The sequence below is a fragment of the Neoasaia chiangmaiensis genome, from assembly GCF_002005465.1.
Classification (GTDB): domain Bacteria; phylum Pseudomonadota; class Alphaproteobacteria; order Acetobacterales; family Acetobacteraceae; genus Neoasaia; species Neoasaia chiangmaiensis.
Genome location: NZ_CP014691.1, coordinates 16,378 through 40,319, shown reverse-complemented (window position 1 = coordinate 40,319; position 23,942 = coordinate 16,378). Strand labels below are relative to the sequence as shown.

At 53.9% G+C, this 23,942-nt stretch carries 20 protein-coding genes and 1 pseudogene; 8 read left to right on the top strand and 13 right to left on the bottom strand.

The annotated features are described in order from the left end of the window. Positions 1 to 114: 114 nt before the first annotated feature. The 11 genes from A0U93_RS00190 to A0U93_RS00140 all read right to left on the bottom strand — a co-directional run bounded on the left by A0U93_RS00190 (position 115) and on the right by A0U93_RS00140 (position 11,839). The gene (locus tag A0U93_RS00190; protein WP_245824973.1) at positions 115 to 1,083 is read right to left on the bottom strand and encodes a LysR family transcriptional regulator; all 969 of its coding nucleotides are present in this window, start codon (positions 1,081 to 1,083) and stop codon (positions 115 to 117) included. Positions 1,084 to 1,153: 70 nt separating this feature from the next. Continuing rightward, the gene (locus A0U93_RS00185) at positions 1,154 to 2,515 is read right to left on the bottom strand and encodes a c-type cytochrome (RefSeq protein WP_077805590.1); all 1,362 of its coding nucleotides are present in this window, start codon (positions 2,513 to 2,515) and stop codon (positions 1,154 to 1,156) included. Between the two features lie 57 nt (positions 2,516 to 2,572). After that, positions 2,573 to 4,804 carry a xanthine dehydrogenase family protein molybdopterin-binding subunit gene (locus A0U93_RS00180; protein ID WP_211274028.1) on the bottom strand — a complete coding sequence of 744 codons (2,232 nt, stop codon included), beginning with the start codon at positions 4,802 to 4,804 and terminating at the stop codon, positions 2,573 to 2,575. Further along, positions 4,801 to 5,274, bottom strand: coding sequence for a (2Fe-2S)-binding protein (locus A0U93_RS00175; protein WP_211274062.1), 474 nt, complete (start codon positions 5,272 to 5,274; stop codon positions 4,801 to 4,803). Before A0U93_RS00175 ends, A0U93_RS00180 begins: the two co-directional genes overlap by 4 nt. A 411-nt stretch (positions 5,275 to 5,685) precedes the next feature. Beyond that, a complete protein-coding gene (locus A0U93_RS00170) occupies positions 5,686 to 6,081 on the bottom strand; it encodes a (R)-mandelonitrile lyase (protein WP_025829351.1) in 396 nt (131 codons plus the stop codon). Positions 6,082 to 6,152: 71 nt separating this feature from the next. Further along, complete coding sequence (locus A0U93_RS00165) at positions 6,153 to 7,355, bottom strand: MFS transporter (RefSeq protein WP_077805588.1); 1,203 nt, start codon at positions 7,353 to 7,355, stop codon at positions 6,153 to 6,155. A 343-nt stretch (positions 7,356 to 7,698) separates the two neighbouring features. Then, a complete protein-coding gene (locus A0U93_RS00160) occupies positions 7,699 to 8,445 on the bottom strand; it encodes an SDR family oxidoreductase (protein WP_025829352.1) in 747 nt (248 codons plus the stop codon). Between the two features lie 17 nt (positions 8,446 to 8,462). Next, positions 8,463 to 9,275 (bottom strand): class I SAM-dependent methyltransferase, encoded by an 813-nt coding sequence (locus A0U93_RS00155; RefSeq protein ID WP_245824972.1) that lies wholly within the window; start codon positions 9,273 to 9,275, stop codon positions 8,463 to 8,465. Between the two features lie 78 nt (positions 9,276 to 9,353). Continuing rightward, positions 9,354 to 10,265 (bottom strand): LysR family transcriptional regulator, encoded by a 912-nt coding sequence (locus A0U93_RS00150; protein WP_077805587.1) that lies wholly within the window; start codon positions 10,263 to 10,265, stop codon positions 9,354 to 9,356. A 97-nt stretch (positions 10,266 to 10,362) separates the two neighbouring features. Then, complete coding sequence (locus tag A0U93_RS00145) at positions 10,363 to 11,094, bottom strand: dihydrofolate reductase family protein (protein WP_077805586.1); 732 nt, start codon at positions 11,092 to 11,094, stop codon at positions 10,363 to 10,365. 97 nt (positions 11,095 to 11,191) lie between these two features. Then, positions 11,192 to 11,839, bottom strand: a complete 648-nt coding sequence (locus A0U93_RS00140; RefSeq protein ID WP_077805585.1) for an NADPH-dependent F420 reductase — start codon at positions 11,837 to 11,839, stop codon at positions 11,192 to 11,194. 503 nt (positions 11,840 to 12,342) lie between these two features. Between A0U93_RS00140 and A0U93_RS00135 the strand changes: the two genes are divergently transcribed. From A0U93_RS00135 to A0U93_RS00120, 4 genes are all read left to right on the top strand, one after another. Continuing rightward, positions 12,343 to 15,534 (top strand): efflux RND transporter permease subunit, encoded by a 3,192-nt coding sequence (locus A0U93_RS00135; RefSeq protein WP_077805584.1) that lies wholly within the window; start codon positions 12,343 to 12,345, stop codon positions 15,532 to 15,534. 172 nt (positions 15,535 to 15,706) lie between these two features. Next, positions 15,707 to 16,702 (top strand): efflux RND transporter periplasmic adaptor subunit, encoded by a 996-nt coding sequence (locus A0U93_RS00130; RefSeq protein ID WP_245824970.1) that lies wholly within the window; start codon positions 15,707 to 15,709, stop codon positions 16,700 to 16,702. 2 nt (positions 16,703 to 16,704) lie between these two features. Beyond that, positions 16,705 to 18,177 (top strand): efflux transporter outer membrane subunit, encoded by a 1,473-nt coding sequence (locus A0U93_RS00125; protein ID WP_077805583.1) that lies wholly within the window; start codon positions 16,705 to 16,707, stop codon positions 18,175 to 18,177. Positions 18,178 to 18,247: 70 nt separating this feature from the next. Next, complete coding sequence (locus A0U93_RS00120; RefSeq protein ID WP_077805582.1) at positions 18,248 to 18,922, top strand: YkgJ family cysteine cluster protein; 675 nt, start codon at positions 18,248 to 18,250, stop codon at positions 18,920 to 18,922. Between the two features lie 374 nt (positions 18,923 to 19,296). Here A0U93_RS00120 and A0U93_RS00115 read toward each other — a convergent pair whose 3' ends face one another. Together A0U93_RS00115 and A0U93_RS00110 are read right to left on the bottom strand one after the other, a co-directional pair. Continuing rightward, positions 19,297 to 20,313, bottom strand: coding sequence for an alpha/beta hydrolase (locus A0U93_RS00115; RefSeq protein WP_077808209.1), 1,017 nt, complete (start codon positions 20,311 to 20,313; stop codon positions 19,297 to 19,299). A 15-nt stretch (positions 20,314 to 20,328) separates the two neighbouring features. Continuing rightward, positions 20,329 to 21,582, bottom strand: coding sequence for a PQQ-dependent sugar dehydrogenase (locus tag A0U93_RS00110; RefSeq protein WP_025829484.1), 1,254 nt, complete (start codon positions 21,580 to 21,582; stop codon positions 20,329 to 20,331). Positions 21,583 to 21,886: 304 nt separating this feature from the next. Here A0U93_RS00110 and A0U93_RS00105 point away from each other — a divergent pair, with 304 nt between their 5' ends. The 4 genes and pseudogenes from A0U93_RS00105 (at position 21,887) to A0U93_RS00090 (ending at position 23,898) form a co-directional block, all read left to right on the top strand. Then, complete coding sequence (locus A0U93_RS00105) at positions 21,887 to 22,651, top strand: glucose 1-dehydrogenase (RefSeq protein WP_077805581.1); 765 nt, start codon at positions 21,887 to 21,889, stop codon at positions 22,649 to 22,651. Between the two features lie 6 nt (positions 22,652 to 22,657). Then, positions 22,658 to 23,320: a cyclophilin-like fold protein gene (locus tag A0U93_RS00100; RefSeq protein WP_211274026.1), complete on the top strand. Its 663-nt coding sequence runs from the start codon at positions 22,658 to 22,660 to the stop codon at positions 23,318 to 23,320. Between the two features lie 75 nt (positions 23,321 to 23,395). Then, positions 23,396 to 23,689: pseudogene (locus A0U93_RS16685) on the top strand (transposase); the annotation flags it as partial. Beyond that, a complete protein-coding gene (locus A0U93_RS00090) occupies positions 23,677 to 23,898 on the top strand; it encodes a hypothetical protein (protein ID WP_077805579.1) in 222 nt (73 codons plus the stop codon). The pseudogene A0U93_RS16685 and the gene A0U93_RS00090, both read left to right, overlap by 13 nt. The last annotated feature ends 44 nt before the right edge of the window (positions 23,899 to 23,942 follow it).

The window sequence follows — 23,942 nt, the reverse complement described above, 5'->3', positions numbered from 1 at the left end:
CAACCCGTCACGAAAATTCCCGCAATCCTCTGACTCTGACGGAAAAATTGGAGCATCCTGCGAAACGACCGCTACAAAAAAGCTCCTATGACTGACCACAAACACAGGCTGAGATTAGCTTGCTAATGACCGATCAAAATTCACTGTTTTTCCCAAATGATCAGACAACATATCGATCGTTAAACTGAGGCGAGCCGACATAAACTTCGTTTCCGGCCAGATCGCATAAATATCCTGAGATGCCAAAGGCAATTTCTCCAGAAGTGGGACAAGTCGCCCTTCCTTGAGATGATTATGAATGAGCCAGCGTGGTAAGCAGGCAACGCCCATGCCTCGAAGAGCGGCGTCAGCCATTGCTTCCTGATTATCAAATTGCAGCCGCCATTTAGGGGGAAGTTTGAACTCCGTGACACCGGTATCGCAAAAATTCCACAAGCATGGCTGTTCATTTTTCCAATAAACCAAAGCATCGTGATGTCGAATATCTTCCAGAGTATAAATTGGACCACATCGTGCCAAATAAGAAGGCGACGCACATAGTACTTTATTTTGAATAGCGATCTTGCGCACATTCAGATAACTAGGTAGCTCGCGGTCCAGTCCGTTACGAACAGCCAGGTCAAACCGTTCGGCGACAAGATTCTGTTCTAAATCTGAAAAACGGAGATCCAACTCCAGTTTTTCGTACTCGCTAGCCAGATCGAGCAGGAATGGTTCCACACAATATCTACCGAGCAAAGTCGGCATGATTATTTTCAATTTACCTCGGACATTAAACCGTCCAAACTCCAGCACAGATTGACCTGCTCGAACCTCTTCAAGGGCACGAACACATCTCTCGTAATAAATATGGCCTTCTTCCGTCAGGTTGTGTCGACGGGTCGTGCGCTGGAAAAGCTTTATCCCTAATCTTTCCTCAATACGTCCAATCGTTTTTGCAACAGCCGAGCGTGAAAGCGACAGACGTTCAGCAGCCTTGGCGAACCCCCCAGCTTCGACAACCTCCAAGAAAACACTGATGCCTTCGAAATCATCTCTCATGTGAACAATCATCAGTACATTACTGATATTTTTGAGTTTCATTAATCGAAAAATCTATCAATTCATAAAATTTCTTCTCGCAGATACGTTGATCGGCGAGAGACCATATGAATCAATGAGTTTTCAAAATAACCGGGCTGCTGCTGGCTGAAACGGTCTGCTTCCTTAGTTTTTTGACATCCCCCCTCGTCACGGGAGGCTGCCGGTTTCCCCATGACGAGCGGACAAAGGTCAGCACGTCCGCAATTTCCCCATCGGAAAGCTGCGCGCGATATGACGGCATCCGATAGGAATCCGGCACTCCGGCCGCGACGACACGGCCAGATCCGTTAAGTGTGACGTTGATGGAGGAGGAACTGTCCGGCACCAGAGACGAAGCTGCTCCTGCCAACGGCGGCACCCATTGCCCCTGCCCGCGCCCATCCGCCCCATGACAGAAGCTGCACTTCGCCATGTAGGTCTGCGCACCCGGGATGCTCTGTCGTGCTGCGGGTTGGAGAGACGCAGCCTGTGTCGGCTCATACTGCCACGGCGCTCCGTCTCCTTGCTGATCGCCTGGCAGAGACTTGAGATAGTGTGCCACAGCCCGCAGATCATCATCCGAGAAAAACTGCGTCGAGTTGTTGAAAGCCTCTGTCATGGAGCCGAACACGACAGCATGTTCGTTCCGGCCGGTCTTGAGAAAACGGAAGACATCGTCCTCGCTCCACCGGCCCAGACCCGTATTTGCATCGTTGCGCAGGCTGGGCGCAAACCACCCGTCGATCAGAGCGCCAGAGACAAATGACGCGCTATGGCTGTCCGTCCCCTTTTCGTTGAAGGCCAGATTTCGCGGCGTATGACAGGCTCCGCAGTGCCCGGCCCCTTCAACAAGATAGGCCCCCCGGTTCCATTGGGCATCTTTTGAGGGATCCGGACGATAAACGCCTGACGGAGCGAAAACCACATTCCAGAAGGCCAGAGGCCAGCGCATGTTCAGCGGCCAGGGGATCGTGCTTTTCCGGTTTTCCTGATGAACGGCCGGGACGCCCTTCATGAAATAGGCATAAAGTGCCCTGACATCATCGTCAGAAAGCTTGGCGTAGGACGGATAGGGCATGGCCGGATAGAGGCGATGCCCATCCTTCGCCACACCGGAACGAAGCGCTCTGTCAAAATCCGCCAGCGTATATGCACCGATACCCGTCTCATGATCCGGCGAGATGTTGGTTGCGAAAATCGCGCCCAGCGGCGTCACCATCTTCAGGCCACCGGTATAGGCCGCCCCGCCCGGCACACTGTGACAGGCCACGCAGTCCGTCAGACGTGAGACATATTCCCCCCGCGCCACAAGGTCCGCCGATGGTTCGCCCTGAGAACCAGCTCTCTCAAAGGACGACGCAGGGAGGCGGGTCACGAACCATGCCGTTCCCGCAGCCAGAACGGCTGACGCGGGGATCACGACTGCGAAAATTTTCTTCAGGCGGTTAGTCATGTTCAGTTCCGCAATCTTTCTGCTGCACGCGAGACGTGCCGAACGACGATCAAAGTCTCAGCTTGCAAAGTCATGACGTGACAGCGGCATGCTTCGGATACGCCGCCCCGTCAGGGTCGAAACCGCATTGGCTACCGCAGGCGGGATGGCAGGTAACGGAGGCTCCCCGACGCCGCCCATCTTTTCGCCACTCTCGACGATTTTCACATGCACACGAGGCATCTGATTCAGTGTCAGGATCGGATAACCGTCATAGTTGCGCGCACGCGGCATACCGTTCTCGTAGACGGTCTCTTCCAGAAGCACCTGAGACAGTCCTAGGGCTATGGCTCCGTTGACCTGCGCTTCCACAATCGCCGGGTTCACGACCTTTCCGGGGTCGATTGCTTCCCAGACTTCGTGAACCCGCACACGCCCGTTCTCGATCGACACTTCCGCAATGGCCGCAGCTTCAGACCCGAAGGGTGAGGCCATGCCGATCCCGCGCGCCCGACGTGAGCCATCCGCTGCCGTAAACGGACCACGCTTCCAGCCACCGGACAAGTCTGCGAGCTCCTTGAGCAAAGTCGTGAGGCGCTTGTTGTCTCGCAGCAGACGTAACCGCAGTTCGTATGGATCCTGATTTCCTTTGTCCGCCAGTTCGTCCAAAAAAGTTTCATAGAGAAAGTCATTCATGGAGTTGCCGACGGAACGCCAGTAGCCGAGCATCACAGGGCTTTTGATGAAATGCTGGGCAATCCGTCGGTCAGGGATGTCATACGACTTTCCGGTCAGCCCTTCGAGAGCACTGTCATCCAGCTTGTCACCGCGCTTGTTGTTGAGACCTTCTGTTGGGCCTTCAGTCGCGCTGACGGCCTCAAGAACTACGGGAATGCCGTTCTCATCCAGTCCGCCACGAAAGCGTACTGCCGCCATCGGCCGCAGCGTATCGCGCAAGAATTCTTCTTCACGGCTCCAGATCAGCTTGATAGGACGGCCGGTCTCCTTTGCCAGCGTAATCGCTTGTGGGTAGGGACTGGCTGTCTCGTAGAGGAAATGACGACCAAAAAATCCGCCCAGCATTTGGGAATGAATGACAACCTTTTCAACGGGGAGACCCGTGCGTTTGGCTATGTCCGCACGGAACATGTCCGGTGCCTGATTGGGCACCCAGACCTCCAGCGTACTATCCGGGCTGAAGCGGGCCAGCGCGGAGGGCGGCTCAAGTTGTGCGTGATTCACATACTGGCTTGAATAAGTCGCTTCCACGACCGTATGAGCATTTTTCAGCCCACGGGTCACATCGCCTCTGGTTTCCGCATCCTCACCGGAACCGCGTGCATCAGCCAGATCCTTCCGGAAAGCTTCCGTCGAAAAGTCGGCGGGCATGACCCGCATCGTCGTGTCCGCTCCAGGCTCCTGCCAGTCGATCAGCGCTGCTTCGGCCGCCCGCTTTGCGTCCCACCAGCGTTCGGCCACCACCGCAAATACGCCCGGGAGACGATGTATGGAATGCACACCCTTCATCGCCCGGACCTGATCTTCGTTGCGTACTGTCTGGATGATCATACCAAGCCGGGGCGCATGCTGAACGGCCGCATGAAGCATATCATCCACGCTGACATCGACCGTATAGACCACCTTGCCCGTCGATTTGTCATGCACGTCCACACGCGGGACCGGCGCACCGATCCAGCGAAACTGTCCCGGCTCCTTGAGCCTGACAGTGGCGGGATCTGGCACCGGCAAGCTCATTGCTGCGTGAGCCAGCTCCCCATAGGCGATCGAGCGTTCGGACGGCTTATGAATCACCCGGCCAGGCTGCGTCGTCAGCTCCTCTACAGGTACGTCAAACTGCCGAGCGGCCGCCTGTAGCAGCATCTCGCGGGCCAATGCCCCGAGCCGACGCATCGCAGGATAACCATTCCGGATAGACATGCTGCCGCCGGTAATGCGCATACCGTTGTCCATGACAACATACTCGTCGCCGGGAGGAGCGTTCTCGACGACGAAGGTCGCCGGGTCAGCATCCAGTTCCTCACCGACGATCTGGGCCATAGCCGTGAATGTACCCTGCCCTCCTTCCACAAAGGGGCTCTGAAGCCGCACCGTACTGTCGGGTCGTATTTCCAGAAATGCCGGAACCTTGGTGCCCCGCAGCTTCGTCGCATCTGCCCGCGCAGTCCGTTGGGGTACAGCAATTCCGAGAACGAAGGTTCCTGCCGCGACACCAGCCGAAGAGAGCATAAAGCGACGCCGAGAGAGATTGACCGGAACCTCCCCCATCGCATCGAACAGAGCGTTCCTCACTGCTTCGCCCCTTCCTCTGCTGCCTCTCCTGCCAGGTCGTGAATCGCTGCGCTGACGGCGTTATAGGTTCCACAGCGGCAAAGATTGACCATGACAGCCCTGATATCGTCGTCCGTGGGATGCGGGGTCTGTTTGAGCAGCGAGGTCGCCGCCATAACCTGTCCGGATTGGCAATAACCGCATTGAGGAACCTGATGCCTGATCCATGCAGCGACTACCCGTTTGCCGATATCGTCCTGCTCGATCTCTTCAATCGTAGTGATCTGTGCGGCGCCCAACTCCCCTACTGGCGTGACGCAGGAGCGAACTGCATTCCCATTGATAAGAACCGTGCAGGCACCGCATTGCGCAAGGCCGCACCCGTATTTGGTACCGGTCATTTTCAGGTCGTCACGCAGCACCCATAGCAGAGGGGTATCCGGATCGGCATTGATGTGGTGCTGCACACCATTGATCGTCAGTTCCATCAGCCCCTCATTATCAGACACGATTGATCAGATTGCTGTTTTCAGTGAGCAATGGAAGCGACACTCGCTTTGCTTCCATTGACAGGCATTGGCTGGAACTCTTTAGTCAAAGAAAAAACATTCCTGCTAGTTCCCAATATAGATCTTTCCCACTCAGAGAATAATCCAGAAAAAATATCTTACGGTCATGAAAATAATTCATAGATCGGCTTTATACACGATCCAAAAAACTCAGCTACCGGGCTTGCTCTTAACGCATACGTCAGGAGTTCACCAAAAAATCACAAGGAAACAAGCTCATGTGGAAGGTATCGAGGCGGGGAGCCGCAACGTTCACCTAACGACGAGTAGCAAGCTGACAACCCGGGACAAACATGCGGCGACTAAATGGTGAATCCACCCGTTGCTAACTACTCAGTTGCTGTACTCGTCGTCAGAAACATGTTCGAGCCAATCGACTGGAGAACCGTTCTGCTTTTCCTGAATGGCAATATGGCTCATCGCTGTAGTCGCTGTCGCTCCATGCCAATGCTTCTCACCAGGCGCAAACCAGATCGTATCGCCGGCACGGATTTCCTCGACACGACTGCCTTCGCGCTGCACCCAGCCACATCCAGCCGTAACGATCAGGGTCTGCCCGAGCGGATGGGTGTGCCACGCGGTTCGAGCGCCTGGCTCAAACGTGACGAGTGCCGTCGTCACCTGCGCGGGTTCGGGTGGATTAAACAGGGGATCGATGCGAACCGTACCGGTAAACCAATCGGCAGGCCCCTTTACTGAGGGTTGTGATCCAATGCGCTTGATATCCATGATAAGTGTTCCTGCACGTAGTTCGAAAGCGTTGGCCTTAGCCAATTTCCAAACTTGAATGCCCTCAAAAATTATTGGTAGCGGCCCTGCCGCATCGTCAACAAAGCCGACAGAGCTGCGAGCACAAGTACAAGCGCGCTGGCAGCAAAGGTCGCCTGATACCCAATCCTGTCAAAAAGAATACCGCCAGAAGTCGCTCCCAGCGTTATGGCAAGCTGGACAACGGCAACCATCAGGCCGCCCCCTGCTTCAGCATCCCGGGGAAGCATCCGGGCCAACCAAGTCCACCAACCAACAGGAGCGGATGTCGCAAACAGGCCCCACACAGTCAGTATTATGGCAGAGACAACAATCCATTTTCCCAACATAAGGAGGCCAAATGCCAGAAACGCCATCAGCAGAGGAACAGCAATCAAAACCGGATAGACACTTTTCTTCAGCATAACGCCAATCAGCACAGTGCCAATAAAGCCGGAAATTCCCATCAGCAACAGGATCAAGGATAGCGTAGACACCTCGACATGCGCCACATCTTCAAGGAACGGCCTGACATAGGTAAAGAGCGTGAACTGCCCCATAAAAAAGAGGCTGACTGCAATCATCCCCATTCTTACAATTGGCCGCGCCAGCAGGGCGAACACACTTGCTGACTGTTGATGACGTTCACTGGGCATGGATGGAAGGCTGATAAGCTGCCAGACGAAAACAATCACAGCCACCGGCACCACGCAGAAAAACGCACCACGCCAACCTATCAAACCACCAAGAAAGCTGCCAGCAGGTGCCGCAATAACTGTAGCAAGAGCATTGCCACCATTTAGGATCGCAAGCGCACGTGGAACATGGTGATCTTCGACAAGACGCATCGCCGTTGCGGCAGACATTGACCAGAAACCACCGATCACAACACCGATCATCGCCCGTCCGAGCATGAAAAGGACGTAATTAGGTGCCAGAGAAACAACTGTTCCTGAAACGATCATCATCGCGATAAGAACTAACAGTAGTGTTTTGCGATTGATCCCTTTTGCCAATGAAGAAATAAAAAGGCTGGTGAAAACCGCAAAAGCGCCCGAGACCGAGATGGCCTGACCCGCTTGCCCTTCACTGATATGAAGGTCAGCCGCAATAGGCGTTAAAAGACTGACAGGCATAAACTCCGATGCGACAAGCGCGAAGGCGCCAAGAGACATGGCGAGCACAGCGCCCCAAGACCCAGCCTGCCTGTCAGAGTCCTTATTCGCTTCAGATAATGTTTGAGAAAGAGTATCCATTACACCTCGGCATTACGAATATTCATCAGCACAGGTATTTCGAAAAACGACAAGCAACGTCAGCAGATCGCCTTCATCTGCACTCTTATTTTCATGCCTGTGAAATTTTCTTATGCTGACTGGCAGAGTTCTTAAAAGAATGTAGGGACCGTCGGGCATCCAGACTAGCCCCTATAAAACGCGCATAGTCATGAATAATATTCATGAATGACAGTTCCATTGGGCTTGAGGCTTTGCTCTCTGAAAGACTTGCCTATTGGTAGTTTTCTCAAACTTATAAAAAAGGCCGCGTCCTTTTCAGGACACGGCCCATCTCAAGTGTAACACGCCTGTCAGCGCTATCTTATATCTGTTGCTTTGTGGGACGGAAAAGGATTTCGTTGATATCCACCTCTTCCGGCTGGCTGATCGCAAAAGCCACGCACCGGGCAAACGAGTCAGCACCGATCGCAATACCAGGTACAAAATTCCTGAGTTGTTCCGCGGTCGCCTCATCATGAACGCTATTAAGGAGTTCCGACTCAACCGCCCCCGGTGAAATGATAGTCGTGCGCAGGTTGTATGGCTTCACTTCGGCGCGCAATCCCTCAGAAAGCGCACGAACAGCGAATTTTGTAGCGGAATAAACAGCACTGTTTTCCAGAACGCGATGCCCTGCAACGGAAGACACGTTGATGATCTGACCGCTTTTCTGCGCTTTCATGTGCGGAAGGGCGGCTGCAATACCATACAAAACACCCTTGATATTGACGTCGATCATCAGATCCCACTCATCAACACGCAGGTTTTCAAGTGGCGACAGAGGCATGACACCCGCATTGTTGAGCAGCACGTCAATCCGGCCATAAGTCTTGACCGCCGTATCAACGAGGCTCTGAACCGAATTACGATCCGTCACATCCGTTTCAATCGCCAAAGCCTTGCCACCTTTGGCGGCAATATCTTCAGCAAGCGTCTTGATCCGGTCTTCGCGCCGCGCTCCCAGAACGACGATCGCACCCTGGGCTGCCAGATGTCGTGCAGCTTCAGCCCCCAGCCCACTGCTGGCACCTGTTATGACAACGATCTTCTTCGCAATGTTACTGCTCATGGATAGTCTCCGGATTTTTAACGATCGATTTTCTGGAATTTGAGGACGAAGTTATCGCCCTCCCCGATTGCCGCATATTTGGCGTGATCCTTATCCCCCAGGGCAAAGGTCGGAGGCAGTGTCCAAACACCCTTCGGCCAGTTGGCCGTATCACGCGGATTGGCATTGATTTCCGATGACCCAACAAGCTTGAAGCCTGCTTTTTCAATGAGAGAAATCGCGTAAGACTGCCGGACATACCCATCCTGAGCATGCGGATCCTGCGGGGCATTTGTGTGGCCACGATGGTCTTCAACACCGAATATCCCACCCGGTTTCAAAGCCCGATGGATGGCCGCAAGCATCTGCGGTGCATTACCGGCTTCCATCCAGTTATGCAGGTTACGAAAAGTCAGAACGAAGTCGACACTGTCAGGCGCAGCAAAATCGAGATGGTCGCCGTCAAACTGTGTTGTCCTGAACGTTTCCTTAAGTTCGGGATGAACTGCCACCATCTTGCTGAAGGCTGAACCCGCGCCATCTTCAGGACCAAGAGCCAGAGTATAAACGCCTTTGCCCCGTAGATAGGGACCAAGGATCTGCGTCCAGTAGCCCCCACCCGGCCAGATTTCGACAACACTGGCATCCGGACGCAAGCCAAAAAACTGCAATTCTTCCAAAGGGTGCCGGATCGGATCACGCGCAACGAAGCGGGTATCCCGCGTGGGGGAATGAACAGCCTGTTCCAGCGTTGGTGCTGCCATGGCTTGCCCTGCTCCGGTCACGGCAAGAGCACACACGATTGGATAAATCGCCTTCATGATATTTTCCCGTTCCTTTTTGATCGCCATGTGACCATGTTTCTTCATGTAGGAGCTATCTACAGGCTCTATTAGTCCCTTTCTGATGCTAACGATCTTCGATTTTACTCATGAATGCGAAGATTCTGCCGGTTCGTAACGCATTTCCTCGACAAAAAGTGAAAACGGCATGGTAGTCTGGTGGTGGTGGGGAAAGCAGAGATGGTATCCAGTCCAATAAGGACACCAGTCCTGAAGAACTTTTACCAGACGTCCATCGGCAATATATTTCTCCGCGACCATTTCCGGCATATGCGCCAGGCCGAGCCCGTCCAAGCAGGCATCCCGCACAGGAAAAATGCTGTTGAATATCAAAGGACCATCAACGCGGACTTTAACATCCCGACCGTTCTTCTCAAATTCCCAGGCATAAATCCCACCATGTGTTGGCAGACGCATCGTGATGCATTTATGCTTCAGAAGGTCATGCGGAACCTTCGGTTTCGAGTTCTCCCTGAAATAGGATTTCGCGCCCACGACGACAAAACGAATATCTGGAGTGAGAGGCACCGAAGTCATCTCCTTGGTCACCTGCTCTCCCAACCTAATTCCGGCATCAAAACGCTCGGCTACGATATCCACCAGCCTAAGATCCGCATTGATTTCAATTTTTACGTCAGGATATTTTTTAAGGAACTGTTCAACCCTCGGCCTGAGGATGTAGGCGATGACATCGTCCGTTGCAGTGACACGGATCAGGCCGCTCGGCACATCCCGCAGTTCACCTAGAGAGGCAATCTGACTTTCAATCTGATCAAAATGCGGGCCAATGTTGCGAATGAGATAGTCACCTGCATTCGTGGGCGTCACGCTACGCGTCGTCCGTGTCAGTAATCGCAGGCCCAGACGTTCTTCCAGTAGACGAACCGTGTGACTCAACGCAGACTGGGACACACCCAGCTTTGCAGCGGCCCGCGTAAAGCTCTTCTCGCGCGCCACAGCCAGAAACGCGATCAGGTCATTAAAATTCTCGCGAGACATATATGAGCCCTTTTCATGAACATGCTCATATTGTTTTAGGCGCAGCTCTGCTTGCCGTCGAGATTTAGCTTCCCCAGCGCTCCGAGCACTCATAGTATCATCCAGCTTTCGTGCTGCGTTCAACGCGATATCGCAGCCACATCACCCCCCCTTCCAATGTCTCGGAAGATATGAGAGCCAACGACTGGCCGAGCGCAGGTTGCTCTTCAGAATTGCCCGGATAATCAAAGATGCTTGGCTCCCCGGAAAGGCCGTCAAGGCCGGGATATACCAGTAGGCTGAGTTCATCGATCAGACCGGCGCGAAGAAACTCTCCATTCGTAATACCACCCCCTTCAAGCAAAAGACGTTCGACCCCGAAGTGCTCGTACAGCCCTTGCATCGCGACAGCGAGCATTTCCTCCCCACTTCCAACGAAGAGATAGGAGACGCCTACTGCACGAAGGTGCGACAGATAGCTGTTGGATACTTCTTCACCCAGGATGGCCGTTGCATGATCTCCATCGATATCGTCGTCTGTGTAGGTCAGACGCCCATGGAGATCGACTACGACCGCTAGGTTCCTTTCACGTCGATCCCCGATGAACGGCGTGCGAGGCCAGACCTGTTCGGTAATCTGTCTGTCCGTTGGCCAAGGAGAACTGCCCAAAATTTCAGACATTGTGTGCCGGCCGACGATCCATGCCGGCGCATCGTGCCTAAGCGCAATCTGTTCGTAATACCCCATCAGCACGTGGCGGTTTGTTCCCGCACAGGGCGCTGTCCAGCGCCTTGTGCGCAGCCGACCGTCGATCGACGTGATCATGTGACAGATTATTCTGGGACGCATACATTTCCTCAAGCGAAAAGCAGACAGCCATTTTGTTAAGACCGTTCCGGATCAAAACCCATTTCTGAAACCTTCTTCTCTAAAAAAAGGCGTCAGCTTACTGGCGGTCCAATCGACTAAATCGGTAAACCCACTCCGGGCCCATAGGAGTTTCATAGGCCAGTTCCGCGCCCAGCATCGAGAAGGGTTCGATATACCGGGCCATTTCAAGTGATCCCGCGTCTACGGGGCTGAACCCAGCTTCGGATATTAATTGGGCAACAAGCTGTTTGCCGGCTCCATTGTCCCCGCAGAAAACGACGCTCGGCCTGTCCACTCTCTGCCTGCCCAGATATACCGGACGCAGACTTTCGCTGGGGGTCGTCTGGAAGGCCGCGACTATGTGTGCATGAGGCAACATACGGGCCAGAGCTTCCGCCCCGGAATCTGTATGAGCGATCACCAGTTCGCTATCCGTTTCATCAAGCGGCATGCAGCAACTCATGACGGTCTTGCCGGACAAGTCACCCGCACATGCGAGAGCATCTTCTACGCGCATCCAATGAACAGCGAGGATCACGAGGTCGCAGTTGCGGGCGGCATCGTCGGGCGTGCTCCAACGGGCCTTCCGGCCCGCCGCCTGCGTGACGGTTTCCAGCTTCGTATCCGTACGCGCGTAGCTGAAAATAATATCATGCCCGCAATCGGCGTAGACCTCGCCCAAGGCACTTCCCATTCGACCCGCGCCGATAATACCGATGCGCATGAAGAGCTTCTCCTATATAAGGGAAATATCGAACATATCTGACTATGTAACTGGGTGAGTGTGATATTTTTATTTTCCAAAAAAATTACTTAATCATGATGCCTGACTATTTTTAAAAAATTTGTTTTTCCAAACAACTCATATTTCCTTCAGGCTTGTGTCATAACTACTTAATTTATCAGAACACATTTATCTTTTTTTAAATACTCCAAAGCCGCCATCTAAAACTATGCCTAATAAACGTATTCTATTATGAATATAATTCATTAATATAAAACTGCCTATCCAGACACGGTGACCTCTCGGCTCCATCGTTACGCTTCTGGATTAATGAATATAATTCATTATTATATTCAGAATATAGCGTATAGTCGTATGATGAAGAGATACTTTATTGTCAGTATCCACACATCAATGCCGGTGTCGCACGACGTCAGGGCACTCTGCAATCTATTACCCTGAGTTACCCAACATCAGACTCGAAAAAAGGAAATTGCCAATTCATGGGCATTGTTGGTCTTGCGCTCCGAAAGCCCTATACTTTTATCGTCGGGTCATTACTGATTCTTCTGCTTGGCATTTCCGCTATCTTCAGGACGCCAACCGACATTTTCCCGAATATCGATATTCCAGTCATTACTGTTGTCTGGTATTATGATGGTCTTTCGGCACCCGAAACCGAAAAACGCATCAGTACCTATACAGAATTCTCGCACAGCTTTTTCGTCAATAATCTGCGGACCATCGAAAGCCAGACCACACCCGGTCTTGTGCTTCAGAAACTGTACTTTCAGCCGGGAGTGGATATCGGGGTTGCTCTTGGACAAACTGTTGCCGCCACCCAATCCATTCGTGCACAGCTTCCACCGGGCGTGCAGCCACCCATTATCATGCAGTACAGCGCCTCCAGTGTAGCAGTTCTGCAGCTTTCCCTGTCTTCTGATAAGCTGACGGAAAGTGAGTTGTACGATTATGGTGTCTACCGTCTGCGTCAGCAGATGGCGCCAGTCCCCGGAACACTTCTGCCCCCGCCGCATGGCGGCAAGATCCGCCAGATCATGGTCGATATTGATCCGACTAAGTTGCAGGCGATGAAAATCAGCCCATTGGATGTCTCCAATGCCATCAACGCGCAGAACCTCACACTTCCGGGCGGCACGGTGAAATTTGGACCGTCTCAATACAACATCCAGATGAACGGTATTCCGTATTTTTCAAAGCAGCTTAATAATATTCCGCTGCGGAAAGACCCGAATACCGGTGCCATCATCCGTATCCGCGATATCGCGCAGGTCCGTGATGGTTGGGAGGTGCAGCATAACATCGTGCGCCGTGAAGGGCAGCGCTCGGTTCTGCTGCGGATTATGAAAGCCGGAAATGCGTCCACGCTGGCGGTTGTGAACGCCATGCGTGATACAGTGCTGCCCCTCTCACGCGCTGCAGCACCTCCGGGCATGAAGATTGACGAACTGTTCGATCAGTCCCTGTTCGTGAAGGCCGCCATCAAGGGCGTGGCGTCTGAAGCCGTGATTGCTGGTTTGCTGACAGCAGCCATGATCCTTGCCTTTCTGGCAAGCTGGCGTTCCACGCTGATTGTGGCGGTCTCCATCCCACTCGCGATCCTGTCTTCCATCGCCATTCTCTCTGCAACCGGAGAGACCCTCAATCTCATGACATTGGGTGGCCTTGCGCTCGCCGTGGGCATTCTGGTGGATGATGCCACGGTCACGATCGAGAATATCCACCGCCTGCATCATGATGGCGCAGACTTGCGCAAAGCCGTTCTGGATGGTGCCGCAGGCATTGCACTGCCGACACTGGTGTCCACGCTGGCGATTTCCTGCGTTTTTGTATCTGTGGAATTTCTGACGGGGCCATCACGGTTCTTGTTCACGCCCATGGCGCTCGCCGTCGTGTATGCGATGCTGGCCTCCTACGTTATTAGCCGAACGCTGGTGCCGATCTTTGCAGCTCTGCTTCTCCGCTCCGAAGAACAGGCCAAAAAACGGCGAGAAGAGGCTGGAAAGCCCCCTACGATTTTTGAACGGTTCGGCGCGAAATTTGATGCCCGGTTCGAGCGCCTGCGGAATGGTTATGAAAAGACGCTGTCCGGCCTTCTGCATAGCGCTTGGAAAGTTCCGGCTCTGGGCGGCATCTTTGTTCTGACCGCTGTGCTTCTTGCAACGCAGGTGGGACAGGACTTCTTCCCTGTTATTGATGCCGGAGAGTTCAAGCTGCACGTCCGTGCGCCTGCAGGAACAAGGATTGAGACCACCGAACGGATTTTCGATCAGGTTGAAGATACCATTCGCGAAGTTGTTCCCCAGAATGAGCGTGAACTGGTGCTCGATGATATCGGCATTCCTTTCCGTTTCTCCATGCCCTTTGATGATGGCTCAACCATAGGCCCGAATGACGGGCAGATCATGGTGGCCCTGAAGGAAAAGCATCGTCCGACAGCGGAGTATATCAGCCGTCTGCGCACAGTTCTGGCCAAACGCTTCCCAGATGTCGTGTTCTATTTCCAGCCCGCCGACATGGTGACGCAGATCCTGAATTTTGGTCTGACATCACAGATTGACGTGCGGATTACGGGGTATGATCAGGCGAATAACCGCGTGGTTATGGGCAAGATCATGGAGGACATGCGCCATGTGCGCGGTCTGGTGGATGTGCACCTGCACCAGCAGCTTGTAGCACCTGCCCTGAACGTATCGATCGACCGCGAACGGGCGCAGGACCTCAATCTCGTTCTGAACGACGTGGCCCGCAGCGTCATGGTCTCGCAGGCCTCCTCCAATACAGTCACGCCGAACTTCTGGCCCGATCCGCAGATGGGAACGCTTTACCCGGTTGCCGTACAGACACCGCAATATCAGGTCAACACCGTTGATGATCTGGGCAAGCTGGTGGTGGCAGGGAATGCATCACAGGTGGCCGGTATTCCGACTCTGCTCCGGAACGTGGCGACCATCGAGCGCACGGTCGCACCTGACGTGATTTCACACAGCAACATCCAGCCGGTTCTGGATATCGACGCCAGTGCCGAGGATCGTGATCTGGGAAGCATTGCTCGTGATATCGGGCGGATTGTCGCGTGCCACAAAGGCGACCTGAAACCCGGCAACAGCATTGAGGTGGCAGGGCAGATCGACAGCATGAACACGTCCTTCACGCGCCTTGAAATCGGCCTGCTGGTGGCGGCGGTTGCAGTCTATCTGCTGATGGTCGTGAACTTCCAGTCCTTCATGGACCCTCTGGTTGTCATACTAGGGCTGCCGGGCGCCATGTGCGGCATCGTGCTCATGCTTTTCGTCACGGGCACGACTTTCTCCGTGCCCTCACTCATGGGTGCGATCATGAGCGTGGGTGTGGCGAGTGCCAATTCCATCCTGCTGGTCACCTTCGCCAAGGAAAGCCGTGCGCATGGCATGACCGCCATGGAGGCTGCGATGGAAGCCGGGCGGGAGCGTTTGAGGCCAATTTTAATGACGTCGCTGGCCATGGTGATTGGCATGCTGCCGATGTCGCTGGGCCTCGGAGACGGCGGCGAGCAGAACGCACCTCTGGGCCGCGCTGTGATTGGCGGCCTGATGATTGGCACCTGCACCACGCTTTTTGTTGTCCCCTGGCTCTACAGCCGTCTGCGCCGTCGTGAATCCCGCATGCTTGAGGAATATGAGAATGTCATCTGATCCTGTCATGTCCCACTCCGGTCACGAACGCAGGCGGTTCTCCCCCGGCATTGTTGCCGGACTGGGTGTCATCCTCGCAGTTGGTTATGGCGTTTATACCCATGTCGAGCGTGCGCACGCGGTCACGGCAACGGCCAGAGAGCGCGACCAGCAGGTTCCTGATGTGCGGACCATGATCGCGCGTGCTTCGACACAACCTTTGTCGCTGGACCTGCCAGGCGAAACCGTAGGAATTGAGACAACACCCATCGGCGCACGCGCTTCGGGCTATATCGACAAGCGGTTTGTCGATATCGGAACCCCCGTGCAGGCAGGACAGGTTCTGGCGGTCATCCGAGCGCCGGAACTTGATCACCGTGTTGAGCAGGCGCAGGCGACACTGGCGCAGGCTCGCGCCAATCTGGCTCTGGCGCAGATTACCGCGCGGCGGTCTGGCGGGCTTGTCGGTGGAGGCGCTGTCAGCAAACAGAATTTCGATGTGGACCGCCTGACACAAAATGCCCGGCAGGCCGAACAGAAAGCTGCTGATGCTGTGCTGGCTGAAACAGCGCAGCGTCAGGCTTACACGACGGTGATCGCCCCTTATGACGGCGTTGTCACCGTCAGGAATGTAGAGGCCGGAGATCTGGTCAGCGCTGATAACGCCACATCACGCCCCCTGTTTGTGGTCACCCGCACCGATCGGTTGCGCGTACGTGTCCACGTTCCCCAGGATGCTGCTCTGACAGTCAAAGTGGATGAGCCAGCTTCGATCGTGGTGCCGGAACGACCTAGTCAGACTTTCAAAGGCACAGTGACGCGAACTGGGCACGCGCTGGAACAGGGAAGCCGTATGCTGCCCGTTGAGATCGAAATTGATAACCACGATAATCGCCTGACAGCCGGGCTTTATGCGGAAATCCATTTTGACCTGCCTCGGGCTGCTTCCGTTATTATGGTTCCCTCAGAAGCCCTCAATTATGAGGCTGACGGATTGTCTGTCGAAACTGTCACTGCTGACAATAAAATCGCGGTTCACAAGGTCAAGATCGGCCGGGATTATGGAGATCATCTGGAAATTCTGGATGGATTGCCCGATGGCAGCCAGCTTGTGGTGCATCCTCCGTCCGCCTTGCATGAAGGCAGTGTTGTCGCGCCACAACTCGACAAGAACCTGAAGGTGATCTGAGCGTGCGGGCTTCATTCCTTCTTCACGGGATCACGCTGACGGCTTTGCTCGGCGGCTGCACCATGATCCCGCATTATCACAGACCGGCTGCACCGTTGTCCACGACATGGCCATCCAGCGGCGAACGCCCTACGCACGCTAAGGATGACACGACGCTCATGCAGGACTGGCGCGATTTCTACCGCGATCCTGTCATGCAGACCCTCATCGCCACAGCGCTGGAGAACAACCGGGATCTACGCATTGCGCAGCAGCAGACTGCCGCAGCCAGTTCGCAATTCGACATTGAGAACGCAGCCCTGTTCCCGACTTTGAACGGAACGGCGGGTGCCAATATCCAGAAAATGAACTCTCATATCTGGAGCCTCTCCCGCACGGACGAACCGATCTACATGCGGCAGTATGCAGTCGGCTTCGGTGTTTCCGCCTATGAAGTGGACCTATGGGGGCGCATACGGAGTGCCTCCAGAGCCTCGTTCGACCGCTATATGGCCAGTGCGCTGAACCAGCAGGCGATGAGGCTGAGCATCATTTCCAGTGTTGCGATGGCGATGCTGAACTGGGTCGCCAACAATCAGGCGGTCACGGTTACGCAGAATGTTCTGGAAAACCGACGCCATACTTACGATCTTGTCAAACAGACAGCCGAAGTCGGTACAGGTACGCAACTGGACCTGGCGGAAGCCGAAGCCTCCCTGCATGATGCCGAAACCAATCTGCAAATCTACACGCGACAACGCGCGGAGGCCCTTGATCAGTTGACATTGCTGGTGGGCACCCCGCTCACGGACGCCATGATCCGATCCATGAGCACCAAGACTTCTCTTGATTCCATCACGGCATTTCCAGTCGTACCGGCTGGCCTGCCGTCCGACATGATAAACCGGCGACCGGATATAGCGGCCTCCGAAGGCGAGTTACGGGCCGCCAATGACGATATCGGTGCAGCGCGGGCCGAATTCTTCCCGAAAATCCAGATCACGGCCGCCAATGGCACGGCAAGCAACAATATCACCCGCCTCTTCCAAAGCGGCATGGGCGCCTGGAACGTCGCACCGCAGATTACCTTGCCGCTCTTTGACGCAGGTCGTCTGACCGCCCAGCTCAAGCAGGCCCGTGCTCGCAAACGAGAAGAAGTGGCGCGCTACGAGCGAACGATCCAGTCCGCGTTTCGCGAAGTCGCGGATGCGCTGGCCGGGCGGGAAACCTATCTCGGGCAGATGGTGGCCCAGCAGGCATCGGTCGCTGCCAATCAGCGGCAATATACCCTCGCCCTACAGAGATTCAGGGCCGGCTATGACCCCTATCTCGGAACACTTGTTGCGCAGAGGGCGTGGTACACCGCCCAGCTTGCAGCCATTACGACCCAGCTCCAGGCCCTGTCGAACACTGTGACCCTCTACAAGGCGCTCGGCGGCGGTTGGGGCACGGAGATACCGCCCCGCAAGGCACCCCTTGCCGAGCGTATTCTCTGACGATCGGGCTCATTCGACACACAGACGACACAGACAATTCACGGCGCGAGAGCCGTGAAGGAAAGAGCACATGCCTCAGCCATTACCACCCGTCCCCGCGACGGCCACACTCACCTATATGCGGAGTAAGGTGAGTGAAGCCGATGCCATGTTCAGGCAGGGGTTGGGCAACCTCTCCCAGCCCTCTGACATGATACGGCTTGCCAGCAGGTTGTTAGATCTCTGCAATGACGTATCCGATCACCTCAACCATCTCTGCATTGTGAAACCTGTAGCGTGCCGCAATGGCTGCGACACCTGTTGCAGAAGTCTCATCCAGGTCAATCCGATTTTTGCACACCTTGCGCTGGATCATGCACAACGCACCTTCACGCCGGATCGTCTAAAGCAGCTTCATCAGAGACTGCTAACTGGCGTGCCGTTTTGCCCGTTTCTTTTCGATGGCGCATGCTCAATCTATGAGCAACGTCCCATGGTGTGCCGCGGATACTATAGTCTGGACGTTGCCCTGTGCCTCGCTGGCACCTTCTATGAAGGCAATCCGGCTTATCAGGGAGATGACGGACACGCGGCGCATCATTACAGGATATTTCTCTTCGTTCTCGAAAAACGCCTGGAACAGATTGAGAAAGAATTTGGAATTACGCCAGGCCCAGTCTTCCTGCACGAAGCAGTACACCTCCTATGGGATGATTGGCAGGCCAGCGTGCATCATCCTGACAACATGTCGGCTTCTTCGCTCTAACTGTCCTGTTCTGGAATGTGTGTCGGAACTGTCGAGGCGTTTATCAGGTCCAAAAGTTCATCGGGAATATCGTCACCGAGAATAGCGCCGTATTTGTTCCGCAGTTCATGTCTCAGCCACGCGTCAACCACCGCGTCCCGTTGACGGTCCTGATCGCAGCTGCGTGAACTTTCTGGACTCAATGACTGCGCTCCTTTTTCAGATGGTTGTTCCTTGTTTGTCAGCCTTCATTCGAGACTAGGTACGACACATGTTGATACTGGTATGATAGCGGCTGCCCGAAGCCCATAGCGTTCGGCCTTACCCTGCATAGTTGGACCGTTACGTCCACACTGAACGGTCCAACACGGATGATCACCAGCAGGTTTCAGCGCTTATTTCAGATTCTCACGAAAGAAATTAGCCAGCTTGGCGAAAGGAATAAGTTTTGTTCTGTCATAGAGATCAACATGCCCCGCGCCCGGCACGATATAGAGTTCCTTTGGCTCGGCTGCACGCTGGTAGGCATCTTCACTGAATTCACGCGAATGCGCTTTCTCTCCGACAACAAAAAGCAGATGACGCGGCGAGATGGTTTGTATCTGCTCGAACGGGTAGAAATTCATGAATGAAACGTTGCTGACAAGTGTGGGATGCGTCGTGGTATTGGGAGAATATCCGCGCGGCGTCCGATAGAAATCATAGAACTCGCGTTCAACAACCGTCGAGTTTTTTGTCAGTTTTTCTGACGTTCCACTCGTATACTTGATCGGAGCCCCTGAAAATTCGGCGGTGCGCTCTTGCGCAGCATCCTGAAGAATTTTCTCTCTCTGCTTGAGCGTAACAGAATGGTGCAGTCCGTTCCGGTTAGCCGCTCCCATGTCATACATGCTGACAGTTGCAATAGCTCTAATCCGTGGGTCGATCTGTGCAGCACTGACAACAAAGCTGCCGCTCGCGCAGATGCCGAGTGCTCCGATACGTCCCCTGTCTACAAAGGTTTGTGTCCCCAGAAAGTCTACGGCTGCCAGAAAATCATCCACGTAGATATCGGTCGATACCGTATTACGGGGCTCTCCTTCGCTTTCACCCCAGAAGGACAGATCGAAATCCAGCGTGACAAAGCCCTGCTCGGCCAGTTTCGTCGCATAGAGGTTAGCACTCTGTTCCTTGACGGCTCCCATCGGGTGGCCGACCACAATGGCCGCATATTTTCTGTTCTGTTCCAGGTTTTTGGGCGTGAAGAGGTTTCCCACTACTTTCATGCCCATCTTGTTCTTGAAAGAAATTTTCTGAATCGTGACGCGATCGCTTTTGTAGAAATTGTCTGCACCATTCGACATGTCCGCCGCCATGGCAGGCACTCCCACCAAACCCAAGGTGATTGCCAGCATCACCATGATCTTTTTCATGATTATCATTCCTCTTTATTGACCTGGTGTCAGGCGAAGGAGTTTCCCGTCATCCGTCAGGACATACACCGCCCCGTCCGGACCTGACCTGACATCACGTATCCGGCTGCGCAGATCGGCCAGCAGCGGTTCCTCATCCCTGACTTTGTCGTTAGTTGTCAGTGTCAGACGATCGAGAAATCCGGCACGCAAACCGCCAACGAACACGCTATCGTGCCATTGAGGAAAAAGATTGCCTGAATAAAAAGCAAGACCTGATGGTGCTATAACCGGATCCCAGTAATAGCGAGCCTGTTCTGTTCCAGGTTTTTCGGTCAGGCCGCCATTGATCTTCTCTCCTGAATAATCAATGCCGTGTGTCACTAAAGGCCACCCATAATTCTTACCTCGTTCGATAAGATTGAGTTCATCACCACCTTGTGGCCCATGTTCTGTTTCCCACAACCTGCCATCTGGTGCGAAAGCCAGTCCTTCTTCGCTGCGGTGCCCAAGAGTCCAGATTTCCGGTCTTGCTCCTGCCCGACCAATAAAAGGATTATCTGACGCGGGTTCACCGTCCGCCGTAATGTGAATGATCTTGCCCAGATCGCTATCAAGATGCTGGGCGACATCCCAGGGCGTAATGCTGGAACGATCCCCTACAGTCATGAACAGGGTTCCATTCGGTGCCACCGCGATGCGACCGCCCTGATTGGCACCTTTTGTAGACGAGACCGCTGGTAACGCCCGAAAAATCACGGAAACATCCCGCAAAATACCAGCTTTCTCATCCAGCGTAGCGCGCGCAAGAGCAATATTGGTCTTATCGTCTCCCACATCCTCGCTATAGCTGAAGAATATGCGGTGATCCTTTGCGAAGTCGCGATCCAGCGCAACGTCCAGAAGCCCCACCTGACCGCCATAATGGACGGCTGGTAAATTCCTGACAGGCCCAGAAATCCTGCCCTGTGCATCTACGATACGCAACGCCCCAGGCTTTTCCGTTACCAGCATGCGCCCGTCAGGCAGGAATGCAAGGCTCCAGGGCGCATGCAGCCTGTCTGTCAGAACCGTGACGTGAAAGGGAGAGGTTGCATGGTAAGGCGCCCGGGTCTGCCCCACGAATGCAGGCCGGTCACTCTCAAGTTCCGGCGGACGTGTTTCGATGGCATGCCCCTCACGCCATGAAGGTTCGGCAGCAGCATAGGTATTTTTGACAGATACGGAAACAAGAACTGTCCCGAACGCAAGAATACCAAGAGTTACCAGCCTCCCTTTAGCGTGTCGCATTTCCTAATCCTTCGCATTCCAGCCCGAGATGGCAGTTCTCCTTTCCCTTCCGGGAGGACATGTCATCCGCATAATTACGCCCAAGCCCACAGGTACGAACCGTTGTCCATGTAGGCACCAGCCTAGACTCCAGATAGCAGATGCCTTTGCCATACGGCCTTGACAGCGATGTTATCTTACGTCCATGCCATTAATGTTGGTAGTCGATAAAAATTGCATACGGTTGTGAGTTATTTTCATTAATTCAGTTCCGTCCGGCATTTTGACATCGTCTGCCTCGCACAGCGAACAAGGGAGATTCATCATGTCAGTGCAATTTGATTATTCGGGCAAGGTCGCCATTGTCACCGGTGCGGGCACGGGTATCGGGCGTGCGACCGCTCTCGCCTTTGCCAAGGCCGGAGCAAGCGTCGCGGTAGTTGGCCGTTCGGAAGGAAATATTCAGGAGACATTACGCCTCATTACAGAAGCTGGTGGTAGAGCAATCTCCATTATTGCCGACGTCTCAAAGGAGAATGAAATCAAAAGTGCTGTTGCAAAAACCGTTGCGGAATTTGGACGCCTTGATTTCGCATTCAACAATGCGGGCATTGAACACAAGGCACTCGCAACTGCCGACATTCCGCCGGAGATGTGGGAAAATGTTATCTCAACCAACCTGAATAGCGTTTTCTTCAGTCTGAAGCATCAGATACCGGAAATGTTGAAAATTGGCGGTGGTGCTATTGTCAGCACAGCATCGGGCGCTGGCGTGAAGGGCTTCCCAGGAAACGGGGCCTACTGTGCATCCAAATTTGGAGTTATTGGTCTCAGTAAAGCCGCAGCTCTTGACTACGCATCTTCAAATATTCGCGTTAATGTCGTGGCTCCTGGCATCATAGAAACCCCGATGATGACCCGTTTCACTGGAGGAACCGAGGAGGGACGTCAGGCCGCTATCGGACAGGAACCTGTGGGTCGGCTCGGCAAACCGGAAGAAATTGCCGGAACCGTACTGTGGTTGTGTTCGGATCTCGCTGCCTTCACGGTCGGCGCAACGTTCGTAGTGGATGGCGGTCAGACCGCATAAGTAACAGTGCTGTGGAAAGAGAATTTCCACAGCACGTCAAAAAACACTCTGTATAAGTCAATTTTTTATTTCTTTATCTTTCCCGCAGATAAAAAAATCATGTTACTGGAGTGCAGCAGTATGCTTCCGAATAAAACAGAAGTAAAATCCTATATCACCCGATTTAATTTCAGAATATCATACCGAGTTACTTTCGCTGTTTTTTTAGCTGCCACTAACCTTGCATTGTCAACGGCTCAAGCCGCACCATCCACCAAGACCAGTCAACATTCAGGGGAGACCACATGGATAAATACCAAGAATGTCAAACTCCAGATTCAGATTGGCAACACAAGAATGCTGGCGACTCTTAACAACTCGCCAACTGCACACAGCTTTGCCGCGCTGCTTCCGATAACAATGACCTTGCGAGACCTGAGCACCGCAGAGAAAGTCAGCGATGCATTGCCTACCCGTCTATCTGAAGAAGGTGCGCCGAAAAGAGACATGGGGACGATCGGTGACATCGCCTACTATGCACCTTGGGGTAATATTGCTTTCTATCGCGACGAAGGGCCTGACGCATCAGGGGTGATCAAAATTGGAAAAATCATATCTGGCCTAGAAGCCTTAAACTCTTTTGGGCGAGTGACGATTACCATATCGCTAATTAATCAATTTCAGCCCTGACCGGATCGGGCGCCAATCTGGTTCCGGCAAACTGGATCGTTTTTGGGTAGAGTTTTTCGCGGGCCGTTTCTCAGGATGAGAGAAACGAAAAGGGACGACGGCATCCCCATTGCGGAGCTTTGTCGAAAGGCTGAGATCAGTCAGGCATTATATTTTCAACTGGAAGAAGAAATATGACGGCCTACTGCTGATGGAGATGCGGCGACTGAAGCTGCTTGAGGATGAAAATGTCACGTTGCGCAAGTTGGTGGAGGATATATCGTTGGAGCGGGAAATGCAGCAGGACATGATCCTTCAAAAAATCTGAGACCTGCTCGCAAGCGCGAACTCGTGGACAAGCTTAAGAAGATATCGACATGGCGCGCCTGCGCGAGGAACGTCGTCATGCGGCGCGCACCAATGATAGCTGGGCAACGGATTTTGGTCACGACCGGCTTGCCGACAGCGCGCATCTATGGGGGTATCAGAATGGGGTCGTGCTGACTTCTTCAGCCGGGGCAAAAATAGAGGCTTGGCGTGTCGACTACAACGAGGTCCAGCCTCGACAGGACCATCGACAAAGCGAGACCTTCTCCTAATCGAGAGAAACAGGCCCGAGAGTGCTCATCACCTCGAACACGAG

Bases quoted from the DNA above. Each gene is read 5' to 3' on its own strand.
- A0U93_RS00110 (WP_025829484.1), bottom strand. From the start codon at position 21,582: ATGCGACACGCTAAAGGGAGGCTGGTAACTCTTGGTATTCTTGCGTTC.
- A0U93_RS00190 (WP_245824973.1), bottom strand. From the start codon at position 1,083: ATGAAACTCAAAAATATCAGTAATGTACTGATGATTGTTCACATGAGA.
- A0U93_RS00155 (WP_245824972.1), bottom strand. From the start codon at position 9,275: ATGGCGATCAAAAAGGAACGGGAAAATATCATGAAGGCGATTTATCCA.
- A0U93_RS00165 (WP_077805588.1), bottom strand. From the start codon at position 7,355: ATGGATACTCTTTCTCAAACATTATCTGAAGCGAATAAGGACTCTGAC.
- A0U93_RS00135 (WP_077805584.1), top strand. From the start codon at position 12,343: ATGGGCATTGTTGGTCTTGCGCTCCGAAAGCCCTATACTTTTATCGTC.
- A0U93_RS00130 (WP_245824970.1), top strand. From the start codon at position 15,707: ATGATCGCGCGTGCTTCGACACAACCTTTGTCGCTGGACCTGCCAGGC.
- A0U93_RS00170 (WP_025829351.1), bottom strand. From the start codon at position 6,081: ATGGATATCAAGCGCATTGGATCACAACCCTCAGTAAAGGGGCCTGCC.
- A0U93_RS00160 (WP_025829352.1), bottom strand. From the start codon at position 8,445: ATGAGCAGTAACATTGCGAAGAAGATCGTTGTCATAACAGGTGCCAGC.
- A0U93_RS00150 (WP_077805587.1), bottom strand. From the start codon at position 10,265: ATGTCTCGCGAGAATTTTAATGACCTGATCGCGTTTCTGGCTGTGGCG.
- A0U93_RS00145 (WP_077805586.1), bottom strand. From the start codon at position 11,094: ATGCGTCCCAGAATAATCTGTCACATGATCACGTCGATCGACGGTCGG.
- A0U93_RS00140 (WP_077805585.1), bottom strand. From the start codon at position 11,839: ATGCGCATCGGTATTATCGGCGCGGGTCGAATGGGAAGTGCCTTGGGC.
- A0U93_RS00105 (WP_077805581.1), top strand. From the start codon at position 21,887: ATGTCAGTGCAATTTGATTATTCGGGCAAGGTCGCCATTGTCACCGGT.
- A0U93_RS00115 (WP_077808209.1), bottom strand. From the start codon at position 20,313: ATGAAAAAGATCATGGTGATGCTGGCAATCACCTTGGGTTTGGTGGGA.
- A0U93_RS00120 (WP_077805582.1), top strand. From the start codon at position 18,248: ATGCCTCAGCCATTACCACCCGTCCCCGCGACGGCCACACTCACCTAT.
- A0U93_RS00185 (WP_077805590.1), bottom strand. From the start codon at position 2,515: ATGACTAACCGCCTGAAGAAAATTTTCGCAGTCGTGATCCCCGCGTCA.
- A0U93_RS00090 (WP_077805579.1), top strand. From the start codon at position 23,677: ATGGCGCGCCTGCGCGAGGAACGTCGTCATGCGGCGCGCACCAATGAT.